22 protein-coding genes and 2 tRNA genes are annotated in these 23,187 nt (G+C 71.7%); 6 read left to right on the top strand and 18 right to left on the bottom strand.

Annotated features, from left to right (window positions below):
* Window positions 1–217: 217 nt before the first annotated feature.
* The 9 genes from QUY26_RS20260 to QUY26_RS20220 all read right to left on the bottom strand — a co-directional run bounded on the left by QUY26_RS20260 (window position 218) and on the right by QUY26_RS20220 (window position 5,231).
* A complete protein-coding gene (locus tag QUY26_RS20260) occupies window positions 218–850 on the bottom strand; it encodes a hypothetical protein (protein WP_289948677.1) in 633 nt (210 codons plus the stop codon).
* 324 nt (window positions 851–1,174) lie between these two features.
* Window positions 1,175–1,567, bottom strand: coding sequence for a hypothetical protein (locus QUY26_RS20255; protein WP_289948675.1), 393 nt, complete (start codon window positions 1,565–1,567; stop codon window positions 1,175–1,177).
* Window positions 1,568–1,794: 227 nt separating this feature from the next.
* Complete coding sequence (locus QUY26_RS20250) at window positions 1,795–2,076, bottom strand: hypothetical protein (RefSeq protein WP_289948674.1); 282 nt, start codon at window positions 2,074–2,076, stop codon at window positions 1,795–1,797.
* A gap of 46 nt (window positions 2,077–2,122) precedes the next feature.
* Entirely contained in the window at window positions 2,123–2,368 is a 246-nt protein-coding gene (locus tag QUY26_RS20245) for a hypothetical protein (RefSeq protein ID WP_289948673.1), read from the bottom strand.
* Between the two features lie 11 nt (window positions 2,369–2,379).
* Entirely contained in the window at window positions 2,380–2,613 is a 234-nt protein-coding gene (locus tag QUY26_RS20240; RefSeq protein WP_289948671.1) for a hypothetical protein, read from the bottom strand.
* A gap of 316 nt (window positions 2,614–2,929) precedes the next feature.
* Window positions 2,930–4,168: an AAA family ATPase gene (locus QUY26_RS20235; RefSeq protein ID WP_289948670.1), complete on the bottom strand. Its 1,239-nt coding sequence runs from the start codon at window positions 4,166–4,168 to the stop codon at window positions 2,930–2,932.
* Complete coding sequence (locus QUY26_RS20230; RefSeq protein ID WP_289948669.1) at window positions 4,165–4,599, bottom strand: DUF2742 domain-containing protein; 435 nt, start codon at window positions 4,597–4,599, stop codon at window positions 4,165–4,167. Before QUY26_RS20230 ends, QUY26_RS20235 begins: the two co-directional genes overlap by 4 nt.
* Window positions 4,596–4,751, bottom strand: coding sequence for a hypothetical protein (locus tag QUY26_RS20225; protein ID WP_289948667.1), 156 nt, complete (start codon window positions 4,749–4,751; stop codon window positions 4,596–4,598). Before QUY26_RS20225 ends, QUY26_RS20230 begins: the two co-directional genes overlap by 4 nt.
* Window positions 4,752–5,003: 252 nt before the next feature.
* On the bottom strand, window positions 5,004–5,231 hold the full coding sequence (locus QUY26_RS20220; RefSeq protein ID WP_289948666.1) for a DNA-binding protein: 228 nt from the start codon (window positions 5,229–5,231) through the stop codon (window positions 5,004–5,006).
* A 304-nt stretch (window positions 5,232–5,535) separates the two neighbouring features.
* Here QUY26_RS20220 and QUY26_RS20215 point away from each other — a divergent pair, with 304 nt between their 5' ends.
* Together QUY26_RS20215 and QUY26_RS20210 are read left to right on the top strand one after the other, a co-directional pair.
* A complete protein-coding gene (locus tag QUY26_RS20215; RefSeq protein WP_289948665.1) occupies window positions 5,536–6,030 on the top strand; it encodes a helix-turn-helix domain-containing protein in 495 nt (164 codons plus the stop codon).
* Window positions 6,023–7,243, top strand: a complete 1,221-nt coding sequence (locus QUY26_RS20210; protein WP_289948663.1) for a tyrosine-type recombinase/integrase — start codon at window positions 6,023–6,025, stop codon at window positions 7,241–7,243. Before QUY26_RS20215 ends, QUY26_RS20210 begins: the two co-directional genes overlap by 8 nt.
* A 92-nt stretch (window positions 7,244–7,335) precedes the next feature.
* On the opposite strand, the gene QUY26_RS20205 is transcribed toward QUY26_RS20210, so the two are convergent.
* Together QUY26_RS20205 and QUY26_RS20200 are read right to left on the bottom strand one after the other, a co-directional pair.
* Window positions 7,336–7,411, bottom strand: a tRNA-Arg gene (locus QUY26_RS20205).
* A 350-nt stretch (window positions 7,412–7,761) separates the two neighbouring features.
* A tRNA-Ser gene (locus QUY26_RS20200) sits at window positions 7,762–7,852 on the bottom strand.
* Between the two features lie 198 nt (window positions 7,853–8,050).
* On the opposite strand from QUY26_RS20200, the gene QUY26_RS20195 reads away from it, so the two are divergent.
* The 3 genes from QUY26_RS20195 to QUY26_RS20185 all read left to right on the top strand — a co-directional run bounded on the left by QUY26_RS20195 (window position 8,051) and on the right by QUY26_RS20185 (window position 14,564).
* Entirely contained in the window at window positions 8,051–8,569 is a 519-nt protein-coding gene (locus QUY26_RS20195; protein WP_289948661.1) for an SSI family serine proteinase inhibitor, read from the top strand.
* Between the two features lie 231 nt (window positions 8,570–8,800).
* Complete coding sequence (locus QUY26_RS20190; RefSeq protein WP_289948660.1) at window positions 8,801–13,765, top strand: response regulator; 4,965 nt, start codon at window positions 8,801–8,803, stop codon at window positions 13,763–13,765.
* Window positions 13,766–14,072: 307 nt separating this feature from the next.
* Window positions 14,073–14,564: a hypothetical protein gene (locus QUY26_RS20185; RefSeq protein ID WP_289948658.1), complete on the top strand. Its 492-nt coding sequence runs from the start codon at window positions 14,073–14,075 to the stop codon at window positions 14,562–14,564.
* Window positions 14,565–14,720: 156 nt separating this feature from the next.
* Here the strand turns inward: QUY26_RS20185 and QUY26_RS40945 are convergent, their stop codons facing one another.
* The gene (locus tag QUY26_RS40945; RefSeq protein WP_354670763.1) at window positions 14,721–15,026 is read right to left on the bottom strand and encodes a transposase family protein; all 306 of its coding nucleotides are present in this window, start codon (window positions 15,024–15,026) and stop codon (window positions 14,721–14,723) included.
* 337 nt (window positions 15,027–15,363) lie between these two features.
* A complete protein-coding gene (locus QUY26_RS20180; protein WP_289948656.1) occupies window positions 15,364–15,951 on the bottom strand; it encodes a TetR family transcriptional regulator in 588 nt (195 codons plus the stop codon).
* A 242-nt stretch (window positions 15,952–16,193) separates the two neighbouring features.
* Here QUY26_RS20180 and QUY26_RS20175 point away from each other — a divergent pair, with 242 nt between their 5' ends.
* On the top strand, window positions 16,194–17,441 hold the full coding sequence (locus QUY26_RS20175; RefSeq protein WP_289948654.1) for an MFS transporter: 1,248 nt from the start codon (window positions 16,194–16,196) through the stop codon (window positions 17,439–17,441).
* A gap of 189 nt (window positions 17,442–17,630) precedes the next feature.
* Here the strand turns inward: QUY26_RS20175 and QUY26_RS20170 are convergent, their stop codons facing one another.
* From QUY26_RS20170 to QUY26_RS20150, 5 genes are all read right to left on the bottom strand, one after another.
* The gene (locus QUY26_RS20170) at window positions 17,631–19,280 is read right to left on the bottom strand and encodes a long-chain fatty acid--CoA ligase (RefSeq protein WP_289948653.1); all 1,650 of its coding nucleotides are present in this window, start codon (window positions 19,278–19,280) and stop codon (window positions 17,631–17,633) included.
* 354 nt (window positions 19,281–19,634) lie between these two features.
* Window positions 19,635–20,198, bottom strand: coding sequence for a SigE family RNA polymerase sigma factor (locus tag QUY26_RS20165; protein WP_030357870.1), 564 nt, complete (start codon window positions 20,196–20,198; stop codon window positions 19,635–19,637).
* 338 nt (window positions 20,199–20,536) lie between these two features.
* Window positions 20,537–21,427 carry a DUF1906 domain-containing protein gene (locus QUY26_RS20160; protein ID WP_289948651.1) on the bottom strand — a complete coding sequence of 297 codons (891 nt, stop codon included), beginning with the start codon at window positions 21,425–21,427 and terminating at the stop codon, window positions 20,537–20,539.
* A 52-nt stretch (window positions 21,428–21,479) separates the two neighbouring features.
* A complete protein-coding gene (locus QUY26_RS20155) occupies window positions 21,480–22,646 on the bottom strand; it encodes a lipid-transfer protein (RefSeq protein WP_289948650.1) in 1,167 nt (388 codons plus the stop codon).
* Window positions 22,643–23,152 (bottom strand): MaoC family dehydratase, encoded by a 510-nt coding sequence (locus QUY26_RS20150; protein ID WP_289948649.1) that lies wholly within the window; start codon window positions 23,150–23,152, stop codon window positions 22,643–22,645. Before QUY26_RS20150 ends, QUY26_RS20155 begins: the two co-directional genes overlap by 4 nt.
* Window positions 23,153–23,187: the final 35 nt, after the last annotated feature.

The following is a 23,187-nucleotide window of genomic DNA, read 5'->3' as shown; positions in this document are numbered from 1 at the left end:
CCTGCGGCCCTTCCGGCGGCTCACCGGCCCCACCGCCCCACCGAATCCGTCACAGGCTCCAAGAGCGCCGCCAGGACCCCGCCCGGCGCCCTGTCCCGGGCAGCCTGCCCAGCCTCCTCGACAGCCGCACAGTCCCGGAACGCCCTCCACGCGGCCACGCCCACACCACCATCGGATGGTCCACCCGCGCCGAACTCCTCGGCGAACGCATCCCCGCTCACCGCTCGACCGCCCGCGCCAGCAGCTCGGCCCGCGCCTGCGCCTCGGCCACGCCACCCAACTGCGCCCACCGCAGCTGAGCGAACACGTGCTGCCGATCGTGCGCAGCGACCGCGGCCTGCATCACCGCCGCAACCATCGCGCCCGCATCCGCCGCCCGCCACGTCTCACCGCCGAGACGGACCGCGCCGGCCGCCGACCCGCCGTCCTCACCACCGTCACCAGCCCGCAGGCCCACACCGACCAGCTCCGCGGACACCTCCCGCACCGCCGCGGCGTACTCGGCCACCAGCCGCAGCGCCTCGGCCGCAGCCCTCTCCAGGCTGGTGATCGCGTGAGCGGCCTCATCCCTGGAGTCGCCGAGCTGCTGCGTGAGCGCCTGGCGCCGCTTCGGTGGGAACGCGGCCTCGGCCTGTGCCCGCGCCCGCTCAGACGCCCGCTCACGCGCGAACCGGGCACGCATCGAACGCAGCTTGTCCCTGACGGCGTGCGCCTCGGCCTTCGCCACCGCGAGCTCTTGCACACTGCGCTCACTGGCAGCGCGCTGGTGGAAGTCCTCGGCCTGATCGAGCAGCACCTCAGCCGCCTCTACCGCAGCCACCTGCTCAGCAATCTCTTGTTCGGTTACCACAAAGCACCCCTCAGCTGCAGATCCACACTCACAGCACGGCACGGTTGAAATGCCACCCCCAGCATACGCCGCACCACCTGCACAAACCCGGTACCCTGGACGGCGGTTGAGGCTGCACTCACAGCAAAAAGGCCCGGCCCCCGCTCCCACGGGGCCGGGCCTTTCGCCATGCCGACTTGTAGAGACTCGACAGTCAAACGTCCTGCCACCACCCACCCCCCGTTACCAAAACACCAGACAAACCAGTAACACCACAGGAAAAACAACCGCCCCGACCCACCCACACCGCCCCATCTCCCGCCCACCCCACTACTGAACGAACATTCAGTACACCCCAACGGAACCCCACCCCAACGCCCGACCACACCAACCGGACCCCACACCAACCCAACCCGAAACCAACAGGACGGCTCGGCCGGAGGCGCCGACGACCTTCGCGGCTCGTGCTGCCGACTCGCGCTCGCGCGCCGTGGGCTCGACCCACACGTTCTGCTGTCGCAGATCTGCGACCGTTTCCTTCACTTTCCGTGACCGAGCCGCTTCGGAGCCGTCATCCTTCGGTCGTCCCGTGGGCTGCGCGGCAGCGAACATCGGTTCCAGCGCGAGCGCGACCATGGCCTTCTGCCCGGCGTTCAGGTCGCGGCGGCGTTCGTTCCGGTCCACGATCAGGTTGAGGATCTTCAGCTCGTCGTAGTGCGCGCCGAGCGTCTCGAACACCGGGTCAACAACCACCGGACCCCGACCCGACGGTTCATGACGGCCGGACACGAAGGCAGCGCACGGGGTCCAGCCCAGAGGGGGGCTTGCATGGGGTCCTCGCGCGGTGCTGATCATCTACAGCCCGGCCGCCGCGGTGAGGCGACGACCGGGCCCATGGAATCCTGGGGGTGGCCGCCCCGAGTCCCGCGGGGCGGCCGATTGCGTGCGGGTCAGCCGCCGCTTTTTTACGGTGCTAGGACCACATCGAGCACCTGGCCGTGGAGTTCGTCGGACGCCTTGGCCACGTACTCGCCGAGCCGCTGCGCCTCAATGGGGTCGAGACGGAGCTCTACCGACCCGAACCTGATCTGCACGTAGCCGCCGGCCTGGTCACCGGTGGCGGTCATCTGCGTGATGACGGTGACGGGCTGGTCGTCGAGGTCGGTGAAGAGGTTCGGGAGCGGGGTCGTGGTGGCGGTGCTCGGGGACCACGGGTCGTTGGCCGGGGTGGTGTTCTGCTCGGTCACGGTGCTTCTCCTTCGGTTGGCCGGCCGCCGGGTGACGGCCGCAGTCTCAGTGGTCGGTGTCTGCCATGGCGGACGCGGGCTCGTCGTCCTGGTCCTCGTCGGGGCGCTGCTGCTGCGCCCGCTGCTCGGCCTGAGCGAGGTTGCGGAGCTTGTTCACGTGCCGGGCCGCGAGGCCGCGGCGTCGGGCTGCGGCCAGCTCGTCGCGGCGCCTCGTGGCGGCCTGGATGCGGACGCGGGCCGCGGCTATGCGGGCCTGCACGGCCTGCTCGACAGCGGATGTCGACTCAGTCATGGGGCATCCGTTCAGGGGTGGGAGGTGTCGGGCACGGAGCTGGCGAAGGCGCGCATCACGTCCGGTGCCGAGGGCAGCACGCCGTTCAGGACCAGACATTCGTCGTCGTGGTGGACGGCGACTCTGAGGACGCCGTCGACGGTGTGGATTTCGGTGGTGCTGTTGCAGTGGCCACAGGCGTAGGCGGCTGCGACGGCAACGGCGTCGAACTGGCCGACGAGCCAGTCAGTGCGGGTGGGTTCCATGAGGACTCCTGGGATGAGGATGAGGACATCCGTCCTCGCGGTGGTATCGGGGCTGATGTGATCGCCCTGGAGGGGGCCAGCCGGGACAGCCACAAGGGCTGGGCACAGGCCAGCCGCCTCAGCCATGGCGCCTTCTCGTGGCCCGGGTTGTTCCCTGTTCCCCACCTACGGTGTGGGAACAAGGAACAGGCAACCTGTTCCCTGTCCAGACGGCGAGGGCGGGAACAGGTCTGACCTGGCATTTCGCGGTCTAGGGGAACAGGCGGGAACAGGTAAGGGACAGATCTTGCTGCCGGGGGGGAGGGAACAGGAGTATTCAGACATCTCGCGAGTCCCTCTGAGCCTTGAACCTCTTAGTCACCTCGGCCGCCAAGGTGTCCCTCCCGGGGAAGGAGACGCCTCGCTCGGAGCACCACTGGCGGAGCTTGTCCCGGCCGAACAGCGGGGCGTTGCGGGACAGCAGCTCATCCACATAGCTCTGGATCACCTGTTCCTGCTGCCGCAGGCTCCCCGGGTCCGACAGCTCATGGCGGGTCTCGCCGGGCAGCCACAGACCGTTCGCCCCCTTTCGACCGCGCCGGGTGACACTAAGGACGTCGTCGCCGATGCCGGTGCGGGTGTGCGTGCGCTTCATACGGATCTGCGTCGTGACGGTGTGCACGTCGCCGTCGTCCTGGTGGTGCTCGTCGGTGCGGGCCATCTCCCAGACGTGGTCGACATCCTGGGACTTCGCTGACGAGCCACGGCTACCGCGATCGGTGTCCTTGCCCATGTGGTCGAGGCGGAACCCGGCCACGCCCCGATCCTTGAGCGGGACATGGATACGGCGGTAGAGGGAAAGCCAGGTGTCCGCGTCGTTCTCCTTGCCCTCGATGAACCGAGACACGGTGTCGAGGACAACGACGTCCGGGTGCGTCTCGTCCACGATCTCCAGCAGCTCGGCAACCGCGATCGGAGCAGCGTCCAGCCCTCCGGAGAACCGGGGGAATCGCCGGTAATCGAAGCGCTCTCGCAGATCAACCGGTTTGGCACCGAAGGCGATCATGCGGGTGACGATGTCGCGGAGACTGTTCTCGCGGTCGAAGTACAGGACGCTCAGAGGGTCGCGCTGCTCGTCGCCGAGGAACGAGCGGCCGGTGACACACCGCCAGAGCCAGTCGTGGACGAACAGCGTCTTGCCGACCTTGCCGTCGCCGACGAGGGCGACCTGCTGGCCGCGTTCCATGAAGCGGCCGGGGAGCCAGTCGACTTGGCTGAAGTCGGTGGCGAACGCCTCATCCCAGTCCAGCCGCGGGAACCGTTCCCGCTCGGCCTCGACTGGCTTCTGGTAGCCGTTCGGAAGTACAAGCCCGCTCGCGGTGGACTCAGCCCCGCCCGGCTTGCAGCGGACGTGTTGGCACGGAAGCGCCTGGTCATGCTTCGGGCACACGTCCGGCTTCCGGCTCGGCTCAGGCGCGGCCCGGGTGGCCCGGGGCCAGCCGCCCGGATTGGCACCCCCGAGCCCCGCCGCGCGGATGTGCACGGGCGGGACCTGGGAGTCGTACCGGTTCGTCACGCGCTGATCTCCTGGTAGGTCAGGTACTCGCCGGGCTTGCCGGGCACCGCGATCGGCGGCCACCCAGGCGTCGGCGTGAGCTTGTGCGGCGGCCGGGTACGCATCGTCCCCCTGCGGGTGGCCGCGGCCTCGATGGCGGATTGGAGCGTCTCGGCAGCTTGCGCGCGGGCGTCGGCGTGCCGCCGCTCTTCGTCCATCCGGTGCAACTCGGCGGCCTCCAGCGTGGCGACGTACACCCGCGGGTCATCTGCAGGGAGTTGCAGCCACGGAAGGCTGCCGTACTCGGGCCAGTCGTCCACACGGAGTGCCTCGGCCTGTGCACAGGCCCGCAGGTGCGTGATCTGCCCGGCACTGGCCTCTGGCGGGACGGTGTGCAGCCGTACGCGTCCGGCTGTGTTGGCCAGACGGGCGCGGCCGGTACGGCCGGTCATGCGGACCTGGCCAGGAGCTGGGTCGCGCGCAGCTCGGCGCGGGCCCGGAGGCGTTCCTCCATGAGCCTGCGCTTACGGCCGAGCGTCGACGCCCCCGACCCCCGCCGGGGCTTGTCGGTGTGGGCCCAGCGCCCGTGCTGGCGCCTAGGCACGGCCGACCTCCAGGGTCTGGAGGCCGCGGTTCATGTGCGACGGCGGCACGGTGCACGGCTGGTCTGCCGCGCGAGCGCGGCGCAGCGCCTCGTCGGGTTGTGTCGGGTCTGGCAAGATGGATTTCACGGTTGCGTTCCGTTCTGTAGTGCGTTGCCCTGGGTTCCGGTCGAGTGGAGGCCCGGGGCATCGCTGTGAGTGGGCACGGCTGAGGCCCGGTCGCTGGCGCTCCTATCGCTGGCGGCCGGGCCGTCTCATGCGCCTTCAAGAAGGGCGACGAGGGACGCGGTGATCACTACGTGGCGGCGGCCGTACGACAGCGTCTTAACGGGCGCCTCACCGCGCTTGATCAGCGCGTAGAGCTGGGACTGGCTGCACCCGATCGCGGTCGCGGCCTGCGGCACGCCGACGGTGGCTGGCCACTTCCGGATCTCGGCGAGTGTCGGGCCGCCCATCAGGCAGCGTCCGAAGTGAATCCGCATTGCGCGAGGAACGGGCGAGTGCGGATGCGGACTGCGCGGCCAGTGCGGACGACGGGCCATTCACCCCGCTGGGCTGCGGCGTATCCGGTCCGGCGAGCCACACCGGCGATGCGTGCTGCGAGCGCCACAGAGATCGTGGGATGCGCGTCAGGGTTCGGGATCTGCACCTGAGCAGCACAGATCACATCGCTTGAGCGATCAGAATGATCCTTCACGGGGTCCATCCTGTACCCGCTCAAGAGTGCGCGTCAAGCGCATCGCGTGCGGCTTGTGCACGCATCATCATGATGCGATGCTGCGGTGTATGGCAGAGAAGCAGAAGACGCCCCTTGGTCCGGCCGGTGAGACGCTGATGCACAACATCAAGCGCATCCGCGAGGGCCAACGGCTCACGTTCGTAGAGCTGTCTGAGCGGCTCGCCGAGACGCGGCGCCCGATCCCTGTCCTCGGTCTGCGGCGTATCGAGCGCGGCGAGAGGCGGGTAGACGTTGACGACCTGTTCGCTCTGGCCCACGTGCTCGGCGTGTCTCCGGTCGATCTGCTGATCCCGCTAGACCTGGCTGACGACGAGCCGTACAACGTCACGCCCAAGGTGTCGACGACGGCCGGCATGGCTCGCGACTGGATCGGAGGCATGGGCTTCCTGTCGACCACCGGCGCGGCCGATCTCGCCCGCGCCCTTCAGTGGATGCCGAAGTCACGCGCAGACGTAGTTGCGGCGCGCTGGGTGCGACGTGACGCCCAAGAGCGCGCGCAGCAAGAACAACACGACCAGCAAGAAGGGGAGGATCGTGGCTGATCCGATCAAAAAGATCACACTGAAGGGCGGCGCCACCCGGTACCGGTTCGTTGTCGATGCCGGGTACGCCCCGAAGAAGGACAAGGCCACCGGCGAAGTAGTCACCGACCCGGAGACCGGGAAGCCGGTGTTGCAGCGCAGGCAGCTCACCGTCACGAAGGACACACGCAAGGAAGCGCTCGCCGAGTACGCGCGCATCCAGCACCAGAAGGCCAACGGCACCTTCGTGGCCCCGACCAAGACGACCGTGGCCGAACTCGTCGACATGTGGCTGAAGGTGTCGACGCGCGACGTCGAACGGGCAACTGCGCGATCGTATGAGGACGCGATGCGGTACGTCCGCACACATCTCGGACACCGGCGCCTCCAAGAACTGACCGAGGACGACATCGACTCTCTCGTCGACTGGATGCTGACCAGCGCGCGACGGATCGGCGGCAAGCCCGGGACCGGACTCAGCGTGCGCACCGTGAGCCTGACGCTTGGTCGGCTCCGCGCCGCGCTGAACCTGGCGATCCGTCGAGGCCTGGTCGCGCGGAACGTTGCCGAGCACGCGTCGATCCCGAGGCAGGCCCGCAAGGACGACAAGGCCCGGAAGAAGGCTCGTACGCCGTGGACCGAGGACGAGGTGAAGCAGTTCCTCGCCCACGTGGCCAGCGACCGCCTGCATGCGGTCATGCTGCTGTCGCTGATCGGGATGCGGCCAGCCGAGGTCTGCGGAGTGCGCTGGTCGGACGTCGACTTGGACGCGGGCACGATCCGGGTGGAGGCGACGCGCACGCTCGTCGCGGGCGAGGTCATCGAGAAGGACACCAAGTCCGAGTCGGGCGAGCGGTGGCTGCCGCTACCCGCGGTTGTACTGGTGGCGCTGAAGCTGTTCCGCGCGCGCCAGGCCAAGGAGAAGCTGAAGGCGGGCGAGGGCTACGCCGCGTCGGGCCGCGTGGTCGTCGACGAGCTGGGCGCCGCGGTCAAGACGGACTGGCTCCGGCGTCGGGCGTACGAGCGGATGCAGTCGGCGGGCGTACGGAAGGTGCGGCTGTACGACGCTCGGCACGCGTGCCTGTCGTGGATGGCGAACAACGGTGTCCCCGACACCGTGGTGTCGGCATGGGCCGGTCACGCAGACCTCGGCTTCACGAAGCGGGTCTACGTGCACCCCGATCCGCAGTCGCTGAAGGCGGGTTCGGACAAGCTCGGCGAGCTGCTCGGCTGAGCATGATCAACAGCGAATGTGAGAAATTGTGAGACGTCATGACAGAGGCCCCGATCCTCCGTAGAGGAATCAGGGCCCTGACCTGGTCTTTCTGGTGCACTCGGCAGGATTCGAACCTGCAACCTTCTGATCCGTAGTCAGATGCTCTATCCGTTAAGCTACGAGTGCTTGACTTTTCTGTTGTGTTGCTCTTCCTTCCGGGCTTTTCGCCCCGGTCGGCGTTGCGGGAACAACATTACATGACCTGCGCCGTGAGGCGAAATCCGTTTCGCGCACCCCCTCTGAGCTGGGCAAACGCCTTCACAGGGAGGGCACGCCGCAGGGCTCGGTGATCTTGGGGTGGGCTGGTGGTGAGCCTCGCGGGCGCGCCGGGCGGACACGGGACGACACGACACGGGACGGCACGGGTGGAAACAGCCCCGGTGGAAACGGCCCCGGCAGGAACAGCCCAGGCGGAAACGGCCCAGGCCGAAACGGCCGAAGCCCCGGTCGGATGACCGGGGCTTCGGATCGTGGTGCGGAGGCGGAGGGATTTGAACCCTCGATGGGCTTTAAGACCCAAACCGCATTAGCAGTGCGGCGCCATAGACCGGACTAGGCGACGCCTCCCAACCTGCGCTCCCGCGCAAGCGCGGGGGTGCGTGCAGATGATGACACAGCCAGGGGGCGGGTCACCAATCGCGGCCTCCACGGTACTAGTCGTGCGGCCCGCAGGGCAAAGCGTAAAACGGGGCCGCAACGCGGCGGGGGCCGTGGCGTTAGAGGCGGTAGGTACCAGCAAGGAACCGCGCCCCTCAGGGAGAACCCGTGAAGCCGTCCACACCGCGCCGCCTCCTCCTCACCGCCGCCGCGTCCTTCGCCGCCCTGGCCGCGCTCCCCGCCACCGCGCACGCGGACCACCTCGGCGGCAGCCCGCTCGGCGCGGGCGCCCCCGGCGCCATCGGCCGCGCCGTCGACGACGCCACCGGCCCCATCGGCGGCCACACCGTCGACCGCCCCGCCGCCCACCGGCTGACCGTCACCGTCAGCGGCGCCGGCGCGGGCGACGGCACGTACACCCTGGAGTGCGCCCCCACGGGCGGCACACACCCTTCGCCCGATACCGCGTGCGAACGTCTTGATCAGCTCGCGGCGGAGGGCGCGAACCCCTTCGAGCCGGTCCCGCGCGACGCCCTGTGCACCCAGCAGTACGGAGGGCCGGAGACCGCCCGCGTCCGGGGCGACTGGCACGGGCGTCCCGTCGACGCGACGTTCTCGCGCACCGACGGCTGCCAGATCTCGCGGTGGAACAACCTCGTGCCCGTCCTGCCCGTGAACGGCGGTTGACGCGGGCCCGCGGCGGGCCGTGCGCCGGAGCCTTCACCGGGGTGCGCCTCGCGACCCTTCCGTGACCAGGGACTACTGAAGGCTCACAGCTTCTGCGTGCGACCTCCCTCTCATCCGGCGTCGCGCCCGCAACCACTCCCCGTAGACTCCCTCCCGTGACACGTCGCGAACCGAGGGGCAAGATGGCTCGGGCGGTCAGCAAGATGCGGTAACCAGGGAGGAAGCGTCGTCGTGAGCAGCAGGCCATCCCGAGGCGCTGCTCGCCTCGCAGCCATACTCGACGCGCTCCCTGACGCGCTGGTACTGGTCAACGCCAACGGGACCGTCGTGAACGCGAACGCCATCGCGCTCGAGGCCTTCGAGGCGCCAGGCACCGCGCTCGTGGGGCGCGGACTTCTCGATCTGCTGCCGGAGTTCGACTCCCGGCTGATCCCCGGCTCCATGCGCCGACCGGACACCACGGACGAACGCGGACGTACCAAACCCAAGCGGATGGTCGCCCGCCGCACGGACGGCATCGAGTTCCCCGTCGAGGTCACCAGCTCCAACCTGGAAGACAGTCGGCACGCGTACGACGACCGGTTCGGCAGCCAGGGCGGGTACGGCGGCTACGGCAGCGACGAGATGCTGATGATCGTCGTCCGCGATCTGTCGGGCGCGCTCAACACCGAGGCCGAACTCGCCCGTTCACAGCGGCAGACCGAGATGATCCTGCGGGCCGCCGCGGAAGGCGTCGTCGGCACCGACACCGACGGCCGCGTCGTGCTCGTGAACCCCGCCGCCGCCCAGATACTCGGCTTCCGCGCAAGCGACCTCGGCGGCCAGGAGCTGCACCCCCTCGTCCTGCACTCGCGCGCCGACGGCGAGCCGTTCCCCTACGACGAGTCCCCGCTCGCGGACACCCTGCGCTCCGGCCGCAAGCACCGCGTACGCGGCCAGGTCCTGTGGTCCAAGAGCGGCGAGAAGGTCTCCGTCGACCTGACGACGGCCCCCGTGCGCGACGGCGACCAGCTCGTCGGCGCCGTCATGACGTTCACCGACCGGCGGCCCTACGACGCGCTCTCCGAGAAGTACGAGGCCGCGCTCGCCCGGCACGCCGAGGAGCTGTCGGAGGCCGCCGAGCTGCGCGAGGAGGAACTCGCCGCCGAGCAGGAGCGGTACGCGGCGCTCGCCGAGCGCGAGAAGGACCGCCACGAGGCACTGGCCGAGCGCGAGCAGGAGCGCTACGAGGAGTTGGCCGCGCGCCACAGCCAGCTCGTCGCCGTCCTCGACCAGTCGCTGCGCGGCCCCCTCGACGAACTGCGCCGTGAACTGTCGGCGCTCGCCGCCGACGACGCGGGCCAGCTCTGGCCCGAGGCCAACCAGGTGCTCCACCATCTGTCGGCCGGATACGCCCGCATGACGACGCTCGTCGACAACGTCCTCGGCTACCAACGGCTGCAGGCGGGCACCGACCAGCTGTCCCGCACGGCCGTCCCGCTCGACGCCGTCGTCGCCGCCGGTGTCGACGGTGCCGTCGAGCTGATCGGCCCGGGGCGCGCCCAGTTCGCCGTGCACGCGCCGCCGATCGAGGTCGAGGTGGACGCGCGCCGCCTCGCCACCGCGCTCGCGCATCTGATCGCCGACGTGGCCGGAATCGACGCCACCGGCAACGCGCGCACGGGAGCCGTGGTTTCGGGCGCCCCCGCAGGGCAGGCCGGTTACGTCGACTCGACGGTCGTCGTGGCCGCGGCCCAGCGCGGCGAGGTCGTCCGCATCGAGGTCCGCGGGCCGTACCCCGGCGGTGACCCGGTGCACGGGCCCGTCGTGCGCGGCATCGTCGAGGCGCACGGCGGCGTGCTGCAGACGCACGAGGTGCCGGGCATGAACGGCAGCGCGTACGTACTCGAAGTGCCCATGGGCGACGCCGCGGGTGCCGCCGCGGCGGGCGCTGTCGGTTTCGCGGGGCCCACGGAGACTTCGGGGTCCACGGAGACCGCTGGTTCGGGTGCGCAGGTGCCTGGGCAGGGGGCGGATCCCTCCGGGGGCGCGGGCGGTGCTACCGGCGGCGGACGGCGGCGGGCGCGGCGGTCCTCCGTGGACTCCTTCTTGGACAGTGCGGTCCCCGGGGATGACGGCGGCCCGACCGCCGCCTCCGGAGACAGCGGTGCGGGTGCTGCCGACGACACGGGGTCCGTGGAGGCCGCCGGTTCCGGTTCCGGCGGGACCGGGCGGCGCAGGCGGCGCGCTGTGGCAGGGGGACCGGCGGGCGCCGGTTCGGACGCGGGCGCGCACGCGGGCGTCGGGGCCGGTGGTGCGGTTTCCGGCGACGCCCCGGGCGGTACGTCGGGGAACGCGGGCGGCACCGGACGGCGTCGGGGACGGCCGAGTCCGGCCGAGGGTGCCGTGATGACGGCGGCCGAGCACGCAGCGGGATCGGCGGCTCTGGGCCAGGCCGTGCCGCCGCAGGGGGTGCCCTCGCAGGGCGGGCCGATGTCGACGGAGGTCGCCGTGGCGTCCGGGCGGCGGGCGCGGCGTGGCGGGGAGCAGCAGGCGCTGGCCGCGCTGCCCTCGGGGACGGGCCCGTCGGCCGGTCCGGAGGCGGGTGCGTCCGGCGCGGCCGGAGAGGGCGCGGAGCCGCGTGCCGGTGGCCGACGGGCCCGGCGCGCGCTGGCCGCGGCTCGGGAGCGTGCCGCCGCGGAGGAGGCCTCCAGCGGGCGTGTGTTCGCGCTGCCGCCGGCCGAAGCGGACCGCGAGGAGGGCGACGGCGCACCCGGCTTGGCCGAGCAGGTGGGCGGGGTGCAGGGGGGTGCTCTTCAGGGGGGTGCCCTTCAGGGGGGTGCTCTTCAGGGGGGTGTTCCGCACGGTGGGGTGCCGCAGGGCGGAGTGCCGCAGGGCGGAGTGCCCCAGGGCGGAGTGCCCCAGGGGGGAGTGCCCCAGGGGGGCATGCAGCAGGGGGGCCTCCCGCAGGGCGGGCCCGGGCAGTTGGGCGCGACGCGCGGTGGACCTGTGCAGGTCGGCGCCTCGGTGAACGTACCGGCGGGTGTGCAGGCCGGACTTCAGGCGGGGAGCCGTGGTGGCGTACCCGCGCAGGGCGGTGCGCCGGAGGGACAGGCGCAGGCCCAGGAGAGTGTGACCGCGGGGGCGCAGGCAGCGCGGACCGGGGGAGCGCAGGGCGTGCGGGCGGCGGGGGCTCGGCGGGGTGCGCCTGCTGGGGCTCAGGGAGGGCTGCCCGCCGGGGCTCAGGGAGGGCTGCCCGCGGGTGCGCAGGGCGCTCCGGGTGGCGTGCCCGGTGCGGCGGCTCACGGGCTGCCCGCGGGAGCGCACGGGGTCGGCGCGACCGGCTCGGCCGGCTCCACCAGCCCGGCAGGCTCGACCAGCCCGACCGGCCAGGACGACACCGGACAGCACGCCGCCGCGCTGCGCGATCCGGCCGAGGACCACACCCCGCTCCAGCCCCACCCCGCGCAGGCCGCGGCCGCGATGCTGCCCGGGCAGGCCGGTCCGGTCAGTCCGGCCGGTCCCGCCGCACTGGGAGCCCCGGGGGCACGGGGTACCCAGCAGCCGGCTCCCACCGGACGTCGGCGCGCACGGCAGGCCCCGGCCGCTGACGGGACTCCGTCGCAGGGGACGGCGGCCCAGGGGATGCCGGTCCAAGGGATGCCGCCCCAGGGGATGCCGGTCCAGGGCACGCCTCCGGGCGGCACCCCGGCCAACAGCACGCCTGCCTCCGGGACTCCGGCCACGGGCGCCCCGGCCGCCGGTGTGTCGTCGCAGGGCGGTCCGCAGGCCGGTCCGCACGTCGGCCCGCACACTGAGGGAACGCCCGCGCAGGGCGTCCCGGCACCCGCCCAGGGTGCGGCCCTGCCGCCGGAACGTGATCCACGCGTGCGTGCCGCCCAGCCGCTGCCCGCCGAGGCCGCTCCCGTCGACCCGAACTCGACGCAGGGGCGCGCCATCAGCGTACGAACGCTCGGGCAGGGTGTGCCGTTCGGCCGCCAGGCCGCCGGGAAGCCGGGACAGCCCGGTCACCCGGGTCAGCCCGGTCACCTGGGTCAGCCTCAGCAGGCCGGACCCGCCCCGCAGCCCCAGCAGGCCCCGCAGGCCCACCCCTTGCCGCAGGCACAGCCCTCGCAACAGGACCCGTCCCAGGCACCCCAGGGCGCTCAGGGCACTGCGGGTTCCCAGACTCCCGCGCAGCCCTCCTCCGGAGGTTCCGGGCGGCGCAGGCGGCTGTCCACGCGGCCCGAGCCTGCCGCCGATGAGCGCCAGGACACGGCCCGTCCGCACCCCCAGGCGCAGCCGGGCCCGCAGCCGCAGCAGGCCAAGGCGCAGCCGCAGCCCAGGCTCTCGCCGACCACGGAGGGCACCGGGCGCGCCTACGCCATCGGCGCCCCGGACGCCGACGCCGACGAGGGCCCGCAGCTGCTCGACGGCCCCGGGGGCGCCGTCGAGGTGTCGAACCAGCCGCAGCCGCAGCCCATGGACGACGAGCTGCCGCCCGAGCCGCTCGACAACCCGCGCCGCCTCCTGGTGTGGCCCGCGCCCGACGTCACCACCCAGCAGGCCCTCAGCGACCGCGGCTACCGCCCGGTCATCGTGCACTCGCGCGAGGAGGTCGACGCGCAGATCGCCGCGTTCCCCGCGGCCCTCTTCGTGGACCCGCTGACCGGGCCGATCACGCGCACGGCGCTGCAGTCGCTGCGGCAGGCCGCGGTCGCCGCGGAGGTTCCCGTGCTGGTCACGGCGGGACTCGGACAGGCGTCGCGGGAGGCTGCGTACGGCGCCGACCCGGCCGTGCTCCTGAAGGCCCTCGCGCCGCGCGACAGCGAGCAGCACCCGTCACGCGTCCTGCTCATCGAGGAGCACGAGGAGATCGCGCTCGCCCTGACCGCGACCCTGGAGCGGCGCGGTATGAAGGTCGCGCGGGCCGAGAGCGACGCGGACGCGGTCACGCTGGCCGCGCAGATGCGGCCGAACCTGGTGGTCATGGACCTGCTCCAGGTACGCCGCCGACGTGCCGGGATCGTCGACTGGCTGCGCGCGAACGGGCAGCTCAACCGCACCCCCCTCGTCGTCTACACGGCAGCCGTCGACGAGACCGACCTGCCGAAGCTCGCCGCGGGCGAGACCGTGCTCTTCCTCGCGGAGCGGTCCACGAGCAACGAGGTGCAGAGCCGGATCGTGGACCTGCTGGCGAAGATCGGTACGAACTGACTCCGGCTCCGGGGCTCTGGCCCACTTCGTGTGGAGAGGTCACCGGTGGTGATGTCAGTGGCGGCTGTGTCCATCCCGCTGACCGACGACGAGCAGGCAGCCGTCGAGGACGGCCAGGCGGCCCTGGACCGGCTACTCGACCGCCTCGCCGACACACTCACTCCGGCAGGCCGACACCACGCGAACTGGACCTGCCGGCGACAGTCCGCCTGCTGCCGTTCGTCGACGTCCGACAGGGCGGGGCAGGCTCCGCACCGCGCTGATATCGGAGTGCGCACAGGCCCAGGAAAGTGTCACAGTCACTGCCGTGACCTTGATGAACGTGCTCGTCGACTTCGCCCGAACCGGCCGGATCGGCCCACTTCACTGCGGAATGCCCCTGACCGAGGCTGAAGATCTTCTCGGCCCGGGGCGCCCGCACCCCGCCCACGTCATGAAGGGGCCCGATATCGACGGCTACCCCTACTCCTGGAAAGGGCTGCAACTGGTGGTCACGCAGCGGGCCGTCAGCGGCATCTGGATCAACCTCTGGCCTGGTTCGACCGCCAAACTCCCGCCGCTCGTCCTTCCCGATTCCGAGTCATTCGAGGCCACCGTGCTCCGCGAGGACCTGGTCACGGCCCTCAACACCGCCGGCTGCCAGCACGAGGTCAACCCTGTCCTGACCTTCGGCGAGCAGTCGAGCATCCGCACCCAGCCAGCCGAGGTCCGCGCTGTCTTCAGCCTGCCTGGCCGGGACCACCACGTTCCGCACCGCGATCGGCACTACCTCGCCGTGATGCACAAGCACACGGCTTGACATCGCTGATTCCACAGAATGATCCGGTTGACGCCGCCTTCCACGACGCCGCCTTCCACGACACCGCCTTCCACGACACCGGATTCCACGGCTGCGTCAGACCGGCGATCAGCCGAAGCAAGGTCTTCCGACTGACCGGCGCCCCGAAGACGTCCGTCATGCGAGCCCCGGCCCGGCCCGCGAGCGCGAGGCCGACCGGGATGAGTGACGATCGAAGCCTTTCCGTCCGCCGGCCGAACCTGCGGGTGAGCCCTGGCACCTGTTCGGCGAAGGCTTACGCGGACAGGAGCCCTCCGCGCAGATGGACCGGCGCACCCTCAATGCCACCACGACGGACTTGCCCGCCGTCGGCAGATCATGAGGAAACCGCAGATAGGAGCCATGTATGCGCTCCGACACGCGCTCACAGTCCGGACATGTTGCCTGCCAGGCAGTACTCAGGGCCTCCACTCGGACGACCATGTCGGTCGCCTCGACCGACTCCACCAACACGTTCTTCAGCGAGGAGAACAACAACTCTTCGAGTTGCAGCCGTACTTCGTTCACGGCGCGGACTGTCGACCACTCGGCACACCGGCCGGGCGATTTTCGGGCTACCTCAGCCACCATCACGAAAAGATCGACAGTCGCGCTGCGTACGCGACCACACCAAGTGGACCAGAGCCGGCTCCGGGGGGAGAGGCGGACCGACCCGGGCTCCGGGGCGGACTGACCTCGGCTCCGGAATCGGACTGCCCCTGGCCCCGGGACCGGCCAGGGGCTGCTCGCCCCGCGTCAACGACCCTCCGGGTCAATACACCTAGTCGCCCGGCGCCGTGAGACGGCGGGCGGCGGCGCGGACCGAGGCGCGCAGGCGTGCGCGGTCCTCCTCCTCGCCGCCCACAAGGACCCGCCGCATCTGCGGCACCGCGGAGGCCCACCCGGCCAGTGCGACCAGCATGAACAGCAGGTCGGGGGCGGGGATCGCGGCCGTGATGACGCCGCGCGCCTGGGCCTCCTCGAAGGCGGCGACCTTGCGGTCGTAGTGCGCCTGGCGTTCGTACTCGTGCGGCAACTCCTCCGTGCTGCCGTACTCGATGCCTTCCCAGAAGAGCAGGCGCAGCACCTCGGGATGGGTGGCGTGGTAGTCGATCAACCGGTCCATCCAGCCGTCGATGTCGTCGGCGTCGATGGGGACGCTGACCGCCAGATCGACCATCTTCCTCTCGAGGACCTGCGCGAACAGCTCCGCCTTGTTGCCGTAATAGGCGTAGATGAGCTGCTTGTTGGCCTTCGCCTCGCTCGCGATGCGGTCGATGCGGGCGCCCGCGATGCCGAACCTGGCGAACTCCGCGACTGCCGCGTCGAAGATCCGGGCCTTGGTGGCCTCGGGGTCTCTCACTCCCATGGGAACAGCGTAAGCGAATTCCGCTTCTAACCAACTGTTTGGTTGCTTGACAGGCGCCAGGGAGCGGGCGCAGACTTTAACAACCAACCAGTTGGTTGTTAACTGCGGGACGAGTGCCGACGGTCGTACGGAAGCGCCGTGGGTCGTACGGAAGCGCCCGCCGTCGGTCGTACGAGAGCGCCGTCGGTCGCACGAGAGTGCCGCCGCGGTACGTAGAAGGAGCAAGAGGAGCCCTGCCACCCATGACCTCACGCACGCCATCTCCCGTCCGGACGGACGCGCCCGCGGGCACGCCGGTGGCAGTAGCCGCGGACCGGGCGGACCCCCGCGGGCTCCCACCGGGCCTCTTCCTCGTCCTCATAGCCGTCTGCACGGCGGTCACGGCAGCGAACATCTACGTCGCCGCCCCGCTGCTCCCCCTCATGGCCCGGGACTTCGGCTCCACACCGTCGGGCGTCGCGTGGATCGCCTCGGTGGCCCAGTTCGGGTACGCGGCCGGGCTGCTGTTCTTCGCCCCGCTCGGCGACCGTGTGAACCGCCGACGGCTGGTCGCGGCGCTGTCCCTGGCCACCGCCGCCGCGCTGGCCGTCGGCGCGACGGCCTCGGGCGCGACCGTGCTCGCCGCCGCCGTCCTGGTCGCCTCCGCCGCGACGGTCGTTCCGCAGCTGCTCGTGCCGCTCGTCGCCGCGCGGGCACCGGCGCACCGCCGGGCCAGCCATGTCGCGGCCCTCATAGCCGGGCTCTTCACCGGCGTGGTCGCCGCCCGGGTGCTCGGCGCGCTCGCGGGGCAGGCCTTCGGCTGGCGTGCCGTCTTCGTCGGCGCGGCCGTGCTCACTGCGGTGCTCGGCCTGGCCTCCGCGGCCGCCCTGCCCAAGGAAGGGCACCGCCGCACCGGCCCGCTGTTCGCGGGCCTCGCCCAACTCCCCGGTGTCGTGCGGATGTCACCGGAGCTGCGCCGGGCCTGCATACGCCAGGGCGGGATGTACGGAGCGTGGAGCGCGCTGTGGACCTCCCTCGCGCTGCTGCTCACCGGCGAGGGGAACGGCGGGTACGGCATGACGACGGGCGCGGCCGGCCTGTTCGGGCTCTTCGGCCTGGCGGCGAGCCTCGTGGCGCCGGTCGCGGGCGGCCTCGTGGACCGGTTCGGCGTGGCCAGGGTGGTGGCGTCGGCCTACACGCTCGCGGCGGTGTCGGTGCCGCTGTTCTGGCTGGGCGGGGAGCGGCTGTGGGCCCTGTGCGCGGCGGCGGTCGCCGTCCACGCGGCGCTCGTCGCGAGCCACATCGCCAACCAGACCCTGGCCCTGACCACCACCTCCACCCCGGCGGTCGCCAACACCGCCTATGTGGTGGCGGGTTTCGCGGGCGGAGCGACGGCCTCGGCCCTCGCGGGCACGGCGTTCACACACTGGGGCTGGGACGGGGTGTGCGCGGTGGCGGCGGGCTGCCTGGCCGTGGCGTGGGGGGTGACGTCCTTGCGGACACGACGATGAGCGACGCTGCGGCTGCGGAACTGAGCAGCGGGCACGGAGCTGAGCAGTCACTGCGAGGCTAAGCAGTCACTGCGGGGCTGAGTGGTGCGCAGGGCAACGGCGTTGGACAGGCTGGACAACCTGGACGGAGGGGACGGTGCCCCGCGAGCCACGCCCGCGGGGCAGCCGGTGCCGTACGGCAGCCGAGCTTCAGAGCTGGGTCACATCCAGCTCGCCCGCCGCGTACTGCCTGCGCAGCACCTTCTTGTCGAACTTGCCGACGCTGGTCTTGGGGACGGCAGGGACGATCGCCCAGCGCTCCGGGAGCTGCCACTTGGCGACGCGGGTGGCGAGGAAATCGCGCAGGGCGGCGTAGTCGGCGGTGGCGTCCTCCTTGAGGACGACGGTGGCGAGCGGGCGTTCGCCCCACTTGGTGTCGGGGACGGCGACGACGGCGGCCTCGGCGACGTCCGGGTGGGACATCAGCGCGTTCTCCAGCTCGACGGACGAGATCCACTCGCCGCCGGACTTGATGACGTCCTTCGCGCGGTCGGTGAGGGTCAGGAAGCCGTCGGCGCTGATGACACCGACGTCGCCGGTCTTCAGCCAGCCGTCGGGGCTGAACTTGTCCTCGGGCTTGAGTGCCTCGCCGCCCACGCCGCCGTAGTAGGAACCGGCGATCCAGGGGCCGCGCACCTCGAGCTCGCCCGCGGACTCGCCGTCCCACGGCAGGTGGGTGCCGTCGGGGCCGACCAGGCGGCCCTCGACACCGGCGGGGAAGCGGCCCTGGGTGAGGCGGTAGGCGAACTCCTCGGCGGTGCCGATGACATGCGCGGGCGGACGCGCGACCGTGCCGAGCGGCGAGGTCTCGGTCATGCCCCAGGCGTGGCAGACGCGCATGCCGAGGCGGTCGAAGGCCTCCATCAGGGAGGGCGGACAGGCCGAGCCGCCGATGGTCACCTGACCCAGGGAGCTGACGTCGCGGGGCTTGGCGGTGAGTTCGGCGAGCAGGCCCTGCCAGATGGTGGGGACGGCGGCGGCGTGTGTGGGCCGCTCGGACTCGATCATCTCCGCGAGCGGCGCGGGCTGCAGGAAGCGGTCCGGCATCAGCATGCTGACGCCGGTCATGAAGGTGGCGTGCGGCAGTCCCCAGGCGTTGACGTGGAACTGCGGTACGACGACGAGGCTGAGGTCGGCGTCGGTGAGGCCCATGGACTGGGTCATGTTCACCTGCATGGAGTGCAGGTAGATGGAGCGGTGGGAGTAGACGACGCCCTTGGGGTCGCCGGTGGTGCCGGAGGTGTAGCACATGGCGGCGGCACGGCGTTCGTCGAGCTCGGGCCAGTCGTAGGTGGTGGGCTTGCCCGCGATGAGTTCCTCGTAGTCGTGGACGCGGACGCGGGCGCCGTCGAGGAGGGAGAGGTCACCGGGACCGGAGACGACCAGGTGCTCGACGGTCGGCAGGCGGTCGAGGAGCGGTGCGATCAGGCCGAGCAGCGAGCCGTTGACGATGATCACGCGGTCGGCTGCGTGGCCGACGATCCAGGTCAGTTGGTCGGCGGGCAGCCGCAGGTTGAGGGTGTGCAGGACGGCGCCCATGCAGGGGACGGCGAAGTACGCCTCGACGTGCTCGGCGTTGTTCCACATGAACGTCCCCGTCGCGTCGCCCTCGCGAATGCCGAGGTCGTCGTGGAGGGCGTGGGCGAGCTGGGCGGCTCTGGCGCCGATGTCCCGGAAGGCCCGGCGCTGCGGAGCACCGTCACCGGTCCACGTGACGACCTGCGAATCCCCGTGCACGGTCGTCCCGTGGTTGAGGATGCGGGTCACAGTCAGCGGTACGTCCTGCATGGTGCTCAGCACGGCGTCCTCCTGGTGGGCGGCACAGGCGACCGGGTGGTCCCGGCGCTTTACCTGCTAGTAGCCCCAGATTCTTGCCGCATACCGCACGGTATGTCACTACCGCGGGAGCACCTGAAGGGAAAATGACCGCGACGGAGCGGACGACGTGGCATGACCCCGTCGAACCCGGGCCGGAGGCGCGGAGCGGTGCCCGGCGGAGCACACACTCGGCGGGCCGACACCCGGGGGAACCGGACGCGCGGGGGACCGGAGGCGCGGGGGACCGGAGGCGCGGGGGACCGGAGGCGCGGGAGAGCCGGACGCGCGGGAGAGCCGGACGCGCGGGAGAGCCGGACGCGCGGCGGAAACCGGCGTTCAGCGGACCGGCGTCAGCTCCGGGTCCTCACGGAGCTTGCCGAGCGCACGCGACACCGCGCTCTTCACCGTGCCGATGGAGACCCCGAGCACCTCGGCCGTCTGGGCCTCGCTCAGGTCCTCGTAGTACCGCAGGACGACCATCGCCCGCTGCCGCGCGGGCAGCTTCATGATCGCGCGCCACATCGCGTCGTGCAGCGCCTGCTGCTCGGCCGGGTCACCGGCCGGCACGGTCTCGGGTTCGGGCAGCTCGTCGCAGGCGAACTCGTCGACTTTGCGCTTGCGCCACTGCGACGTGCGGGTGTTCAGGAGCGCCCGGCGCACATAGCCGTCCAGCGCCCGGTGGTCCTCGATCCGGTCCCAGGCCACATACGTCTTGGTCAGTGCCGTCTGCAGCAGGTCCTCGGCATCGCTCGGGTTCGCCGTCAGCGACCGGGCGGTGCGCAGCAGCACAAGCTGGCGGGCGCGGACGTAGGAGGCGAACGACGGGTAGGCGGAAGGACTCGTGGTCCGCGTCGCGGCCTTCGATGCGCTGGTGCACACGGACACCATGGATGCGGTCATGGCTCCACGCTAGAAGCGACCCCTACATCAGCGGATCGGCCGCAGGTCCCGAAGGCTTGTCCGCCTCAGGTTGTACGAGGGGAGCCAGCCCCACCTCCTGAAGGTGGAGGAGAGGGAGCCGACCCCTGCGGGTTCAACCCTGAGGTGTACGAAAGCGGCTGGCGGCGGGGGTCGGGGTCCGGGGGCGTACGCGCCCGGCGGTCGGCGGGCGCACGGCGGGCGAGGCCGGGCGAGACCGGGCGGGCACGGGTCCGTCACGGTGGTCCGGGTGGGACCGTGGTCCGGGTGGGACCGTGGTCCCGGAGGAACCCCCGGGACCACGGTCCGACGGGGCAGGTCTAGCCCAGTGTGGCCACCGGGGCGTCCACGAGGTTGCGGTCAATGGTGATCGTGCGTCCCCCGTGCCGCTCGGTGACGTTGCCCGCGTACTGGTGGATCCGCCGGTTGGGCTGCCAGGCGTCCTGCCCGAGCGCGGGCTCGCCGTACAGATCGGGCCGGATGTTCCAGCGCGCGAACCACATCACCTCCGGCAGGTCGTCGACTCCCTGCCGACGGGCCTCGTCCATGTGCCGTACGCCGGAGTTCGCGCTGCTGTAGAAGCCCGGCACGTAGCCCTGGCTGCGCACTTCGCGGTTCCAGGCGCGGACGAACGCGAGGGTGTCGCGTGCGCAGGCGCGATCGTTGTGGCGGTACGACTCCATGTCCAGGTACAGCGGGCTCTCCGGCGCGATGCCGAGGGCCTGGGCCTTGTCGACCGCGTCCCCGCCCTCCCGGGCGCCCTGCCGCGCGGGGCTGCCCTCGATGCGGACATGCTGCTTGTTCTGAGCCACGACGCACGGCGACTGCGACCCGACGTACAGCGGCAGCACCCCCCAGCCCATCTCGTCGACCGAGCGCAGCCAGTCCCGGCTCAGGTGCCGCTGGTTCGGGCAGGCCCGGCCGCGGCCGCCGAAGTACACCCCGACCGCTCCGTAGTCCGATGCCAGCCAGCGGCGCATGGTGTCGGCGGACGGCGCCTGGCAGGTGTCGAAGGCACGGCCGTAGAAGAGGCCGCCGGCGCGGCCCGCGGAGGCGGCGCGCGCGAAGCCGGGGTCGGGGCCCGGCGGCGGCCCGCCCGGCGGCGTGATCGTGGTCGTCGTCGACGCGGCCGAGCCCGCCTCCGTGTCCATGGCCAGTGTGGCCAGGGCCAGGCCCAGCACGATTCCCAGGAGCTTCTTTCGATGGCGCATGCAGCGAGTGAACGGGCAGGGTCCGCCGCCGAGCGCGGGACACGCGCCGCGTTCAGCCGTCCGCCGTCAGAATCAACCCCGATGTGGGGACGCCGGTGCCCGCCGTGACGAGGGCCCGCGCGGCGCCGGGTATCTGGTTCACCGCCGTGCCGCGGATCTGCCGGACGGCCTCGGCCACGCCGTTCGTCCCGTGCAGATACGCCTCGCCGAGCTGACCGCCGTGGGTGTTCAGGGGCAGCCGCTCCTTCGCCACGAACTCCGCCGCCTCTCCCGGCTCGCAGAACCCGAACTCCTCCAGCTGCATCAGCACGAACGGCGTGAAGTGGTCGTACAGGATCCCCACGTCCACATCCCCCGGCGCGAGCCCCGACGTGCGCCACAACTGCCGTGCCACCACGCCCATTTCGGGCAGACCCGTGAGGTCGTCGCGGTAGAAGCTCGTCATCTGCTCCTGCGCGCGGCCCGCGCCCTGGGCCGCGGCGGCGATCACGGCGGGCGGGTGCGGCAGGTCGCGGGCCCGCTCCGCGCTCGTCACGACGATCGCCTGGCCGCCGTCCGTCTCCTGGCAGCAGTCCAGGAGCCGCAGCGGCTCGACGATCCACCGCGAGGCTGCGTGGTCCGCGAGCGTGATGGGTCTGCCGTGGAAGTACGCCGCGGGGTTCGTCGCCGCGTACTTCCGGTCGACGACCGCCACCTGGCCGAAGGCCTCCGTCGTCAGGCCGTACGTGTGCAGATAGCGCTGGGCCGCCATCGCCACCCACGACGCGGGCGTGAGCAGCCCGAACGGCAGCGACCAGCCGAGCGCCGCGCCCTCCGCCGACGGCTCCCGGTGCCGCACCCCGGAGCCGAAGCGGCGGCCCGAGCGTTCGTTGAACGCCCGGTAGCACACGACCACTTCGGCCACCCCGCTCGCCACCGCGAGGGCCGCCTGCTGCACGGTCGCGCAGGCCGCGCCACCGCCGTAGTGCACGCGGGAGAAGAAGGACAGCTCGCCCATCCCCGCCGCCTGCGCCACCGTGATCTCCGGGCTGGTGTCCATCGTGAACGTCACCAGGCCGTCCACGTCGGCCGGGCCGAGGCCCGCGTCGTCGAGCGCGGACCGCACCGCCTCGACGGCCAGCTTCAGCTCGCTGCGCCCGGAGTCCTTGGAGAACTCCGTCGCCCCGATCCCGACGACCGCCGCCTGCCCGCCGAGGCTGTCCTTCTTCCGTACGCTCACGCGTCACCCCCGGTCCGTCCGCCCGCCGTCCGCCGTGGTCCGGCGGGCACCGTCACCGTGGCGGTGCCGGTCACGTGCTTGCCGATGCTGTTGGCGCCGACGACCCTGACGGTGACCGCCGCCACCCCTCCGCCGGGCGCACCCGGGGCACCCGGCGTACCCGTCGCGACCCGCTCGACCCGCCCGGCCCGCTCGACCCGCTCGACCGTCCCCGTCAACGTCATCGTGTCCCCGGGGTAGTTGGGCGCCCCCAGCCTGATCGCCACCTTCCTGAGCACGGCTCCGGGGCCGAAGCAGTCCGTCACGTACCTCCCCACCAGGCCGTTGGTCGTGAGGATGTTCATGAAGATGTCGGGGGAGCCCTTCGCCCTGGCCAGCTCCGCGTCGTGGTGCACGTCCTGGTAGTCCCGCGAGGCGATGGCCCCGGCGACGATCAGGGTGCGGGTGACCGGGATCTCCAGGGGCGGCAGCGCGTCCCCTGCGCGCGGGACGGACCCGGGGCTCATGCGGCCTCCCCCTCCCGCACCTGACTCCTCCGTAC

The sequence above is a fragment of the Streptomyces flavofungini genome (assembly GCF_030388665.1).
GTDB lineage: Bacteria > Actinomycetota > Actinomycetes > Streptomycetales > Streptomycetaceae > Streptomyces > Streptomyces flavofungini_A.
Note: the sequence above shows the minus strand (reverse complement) of the source record. Positions and strands in the feature narration are given on the sequence as shown.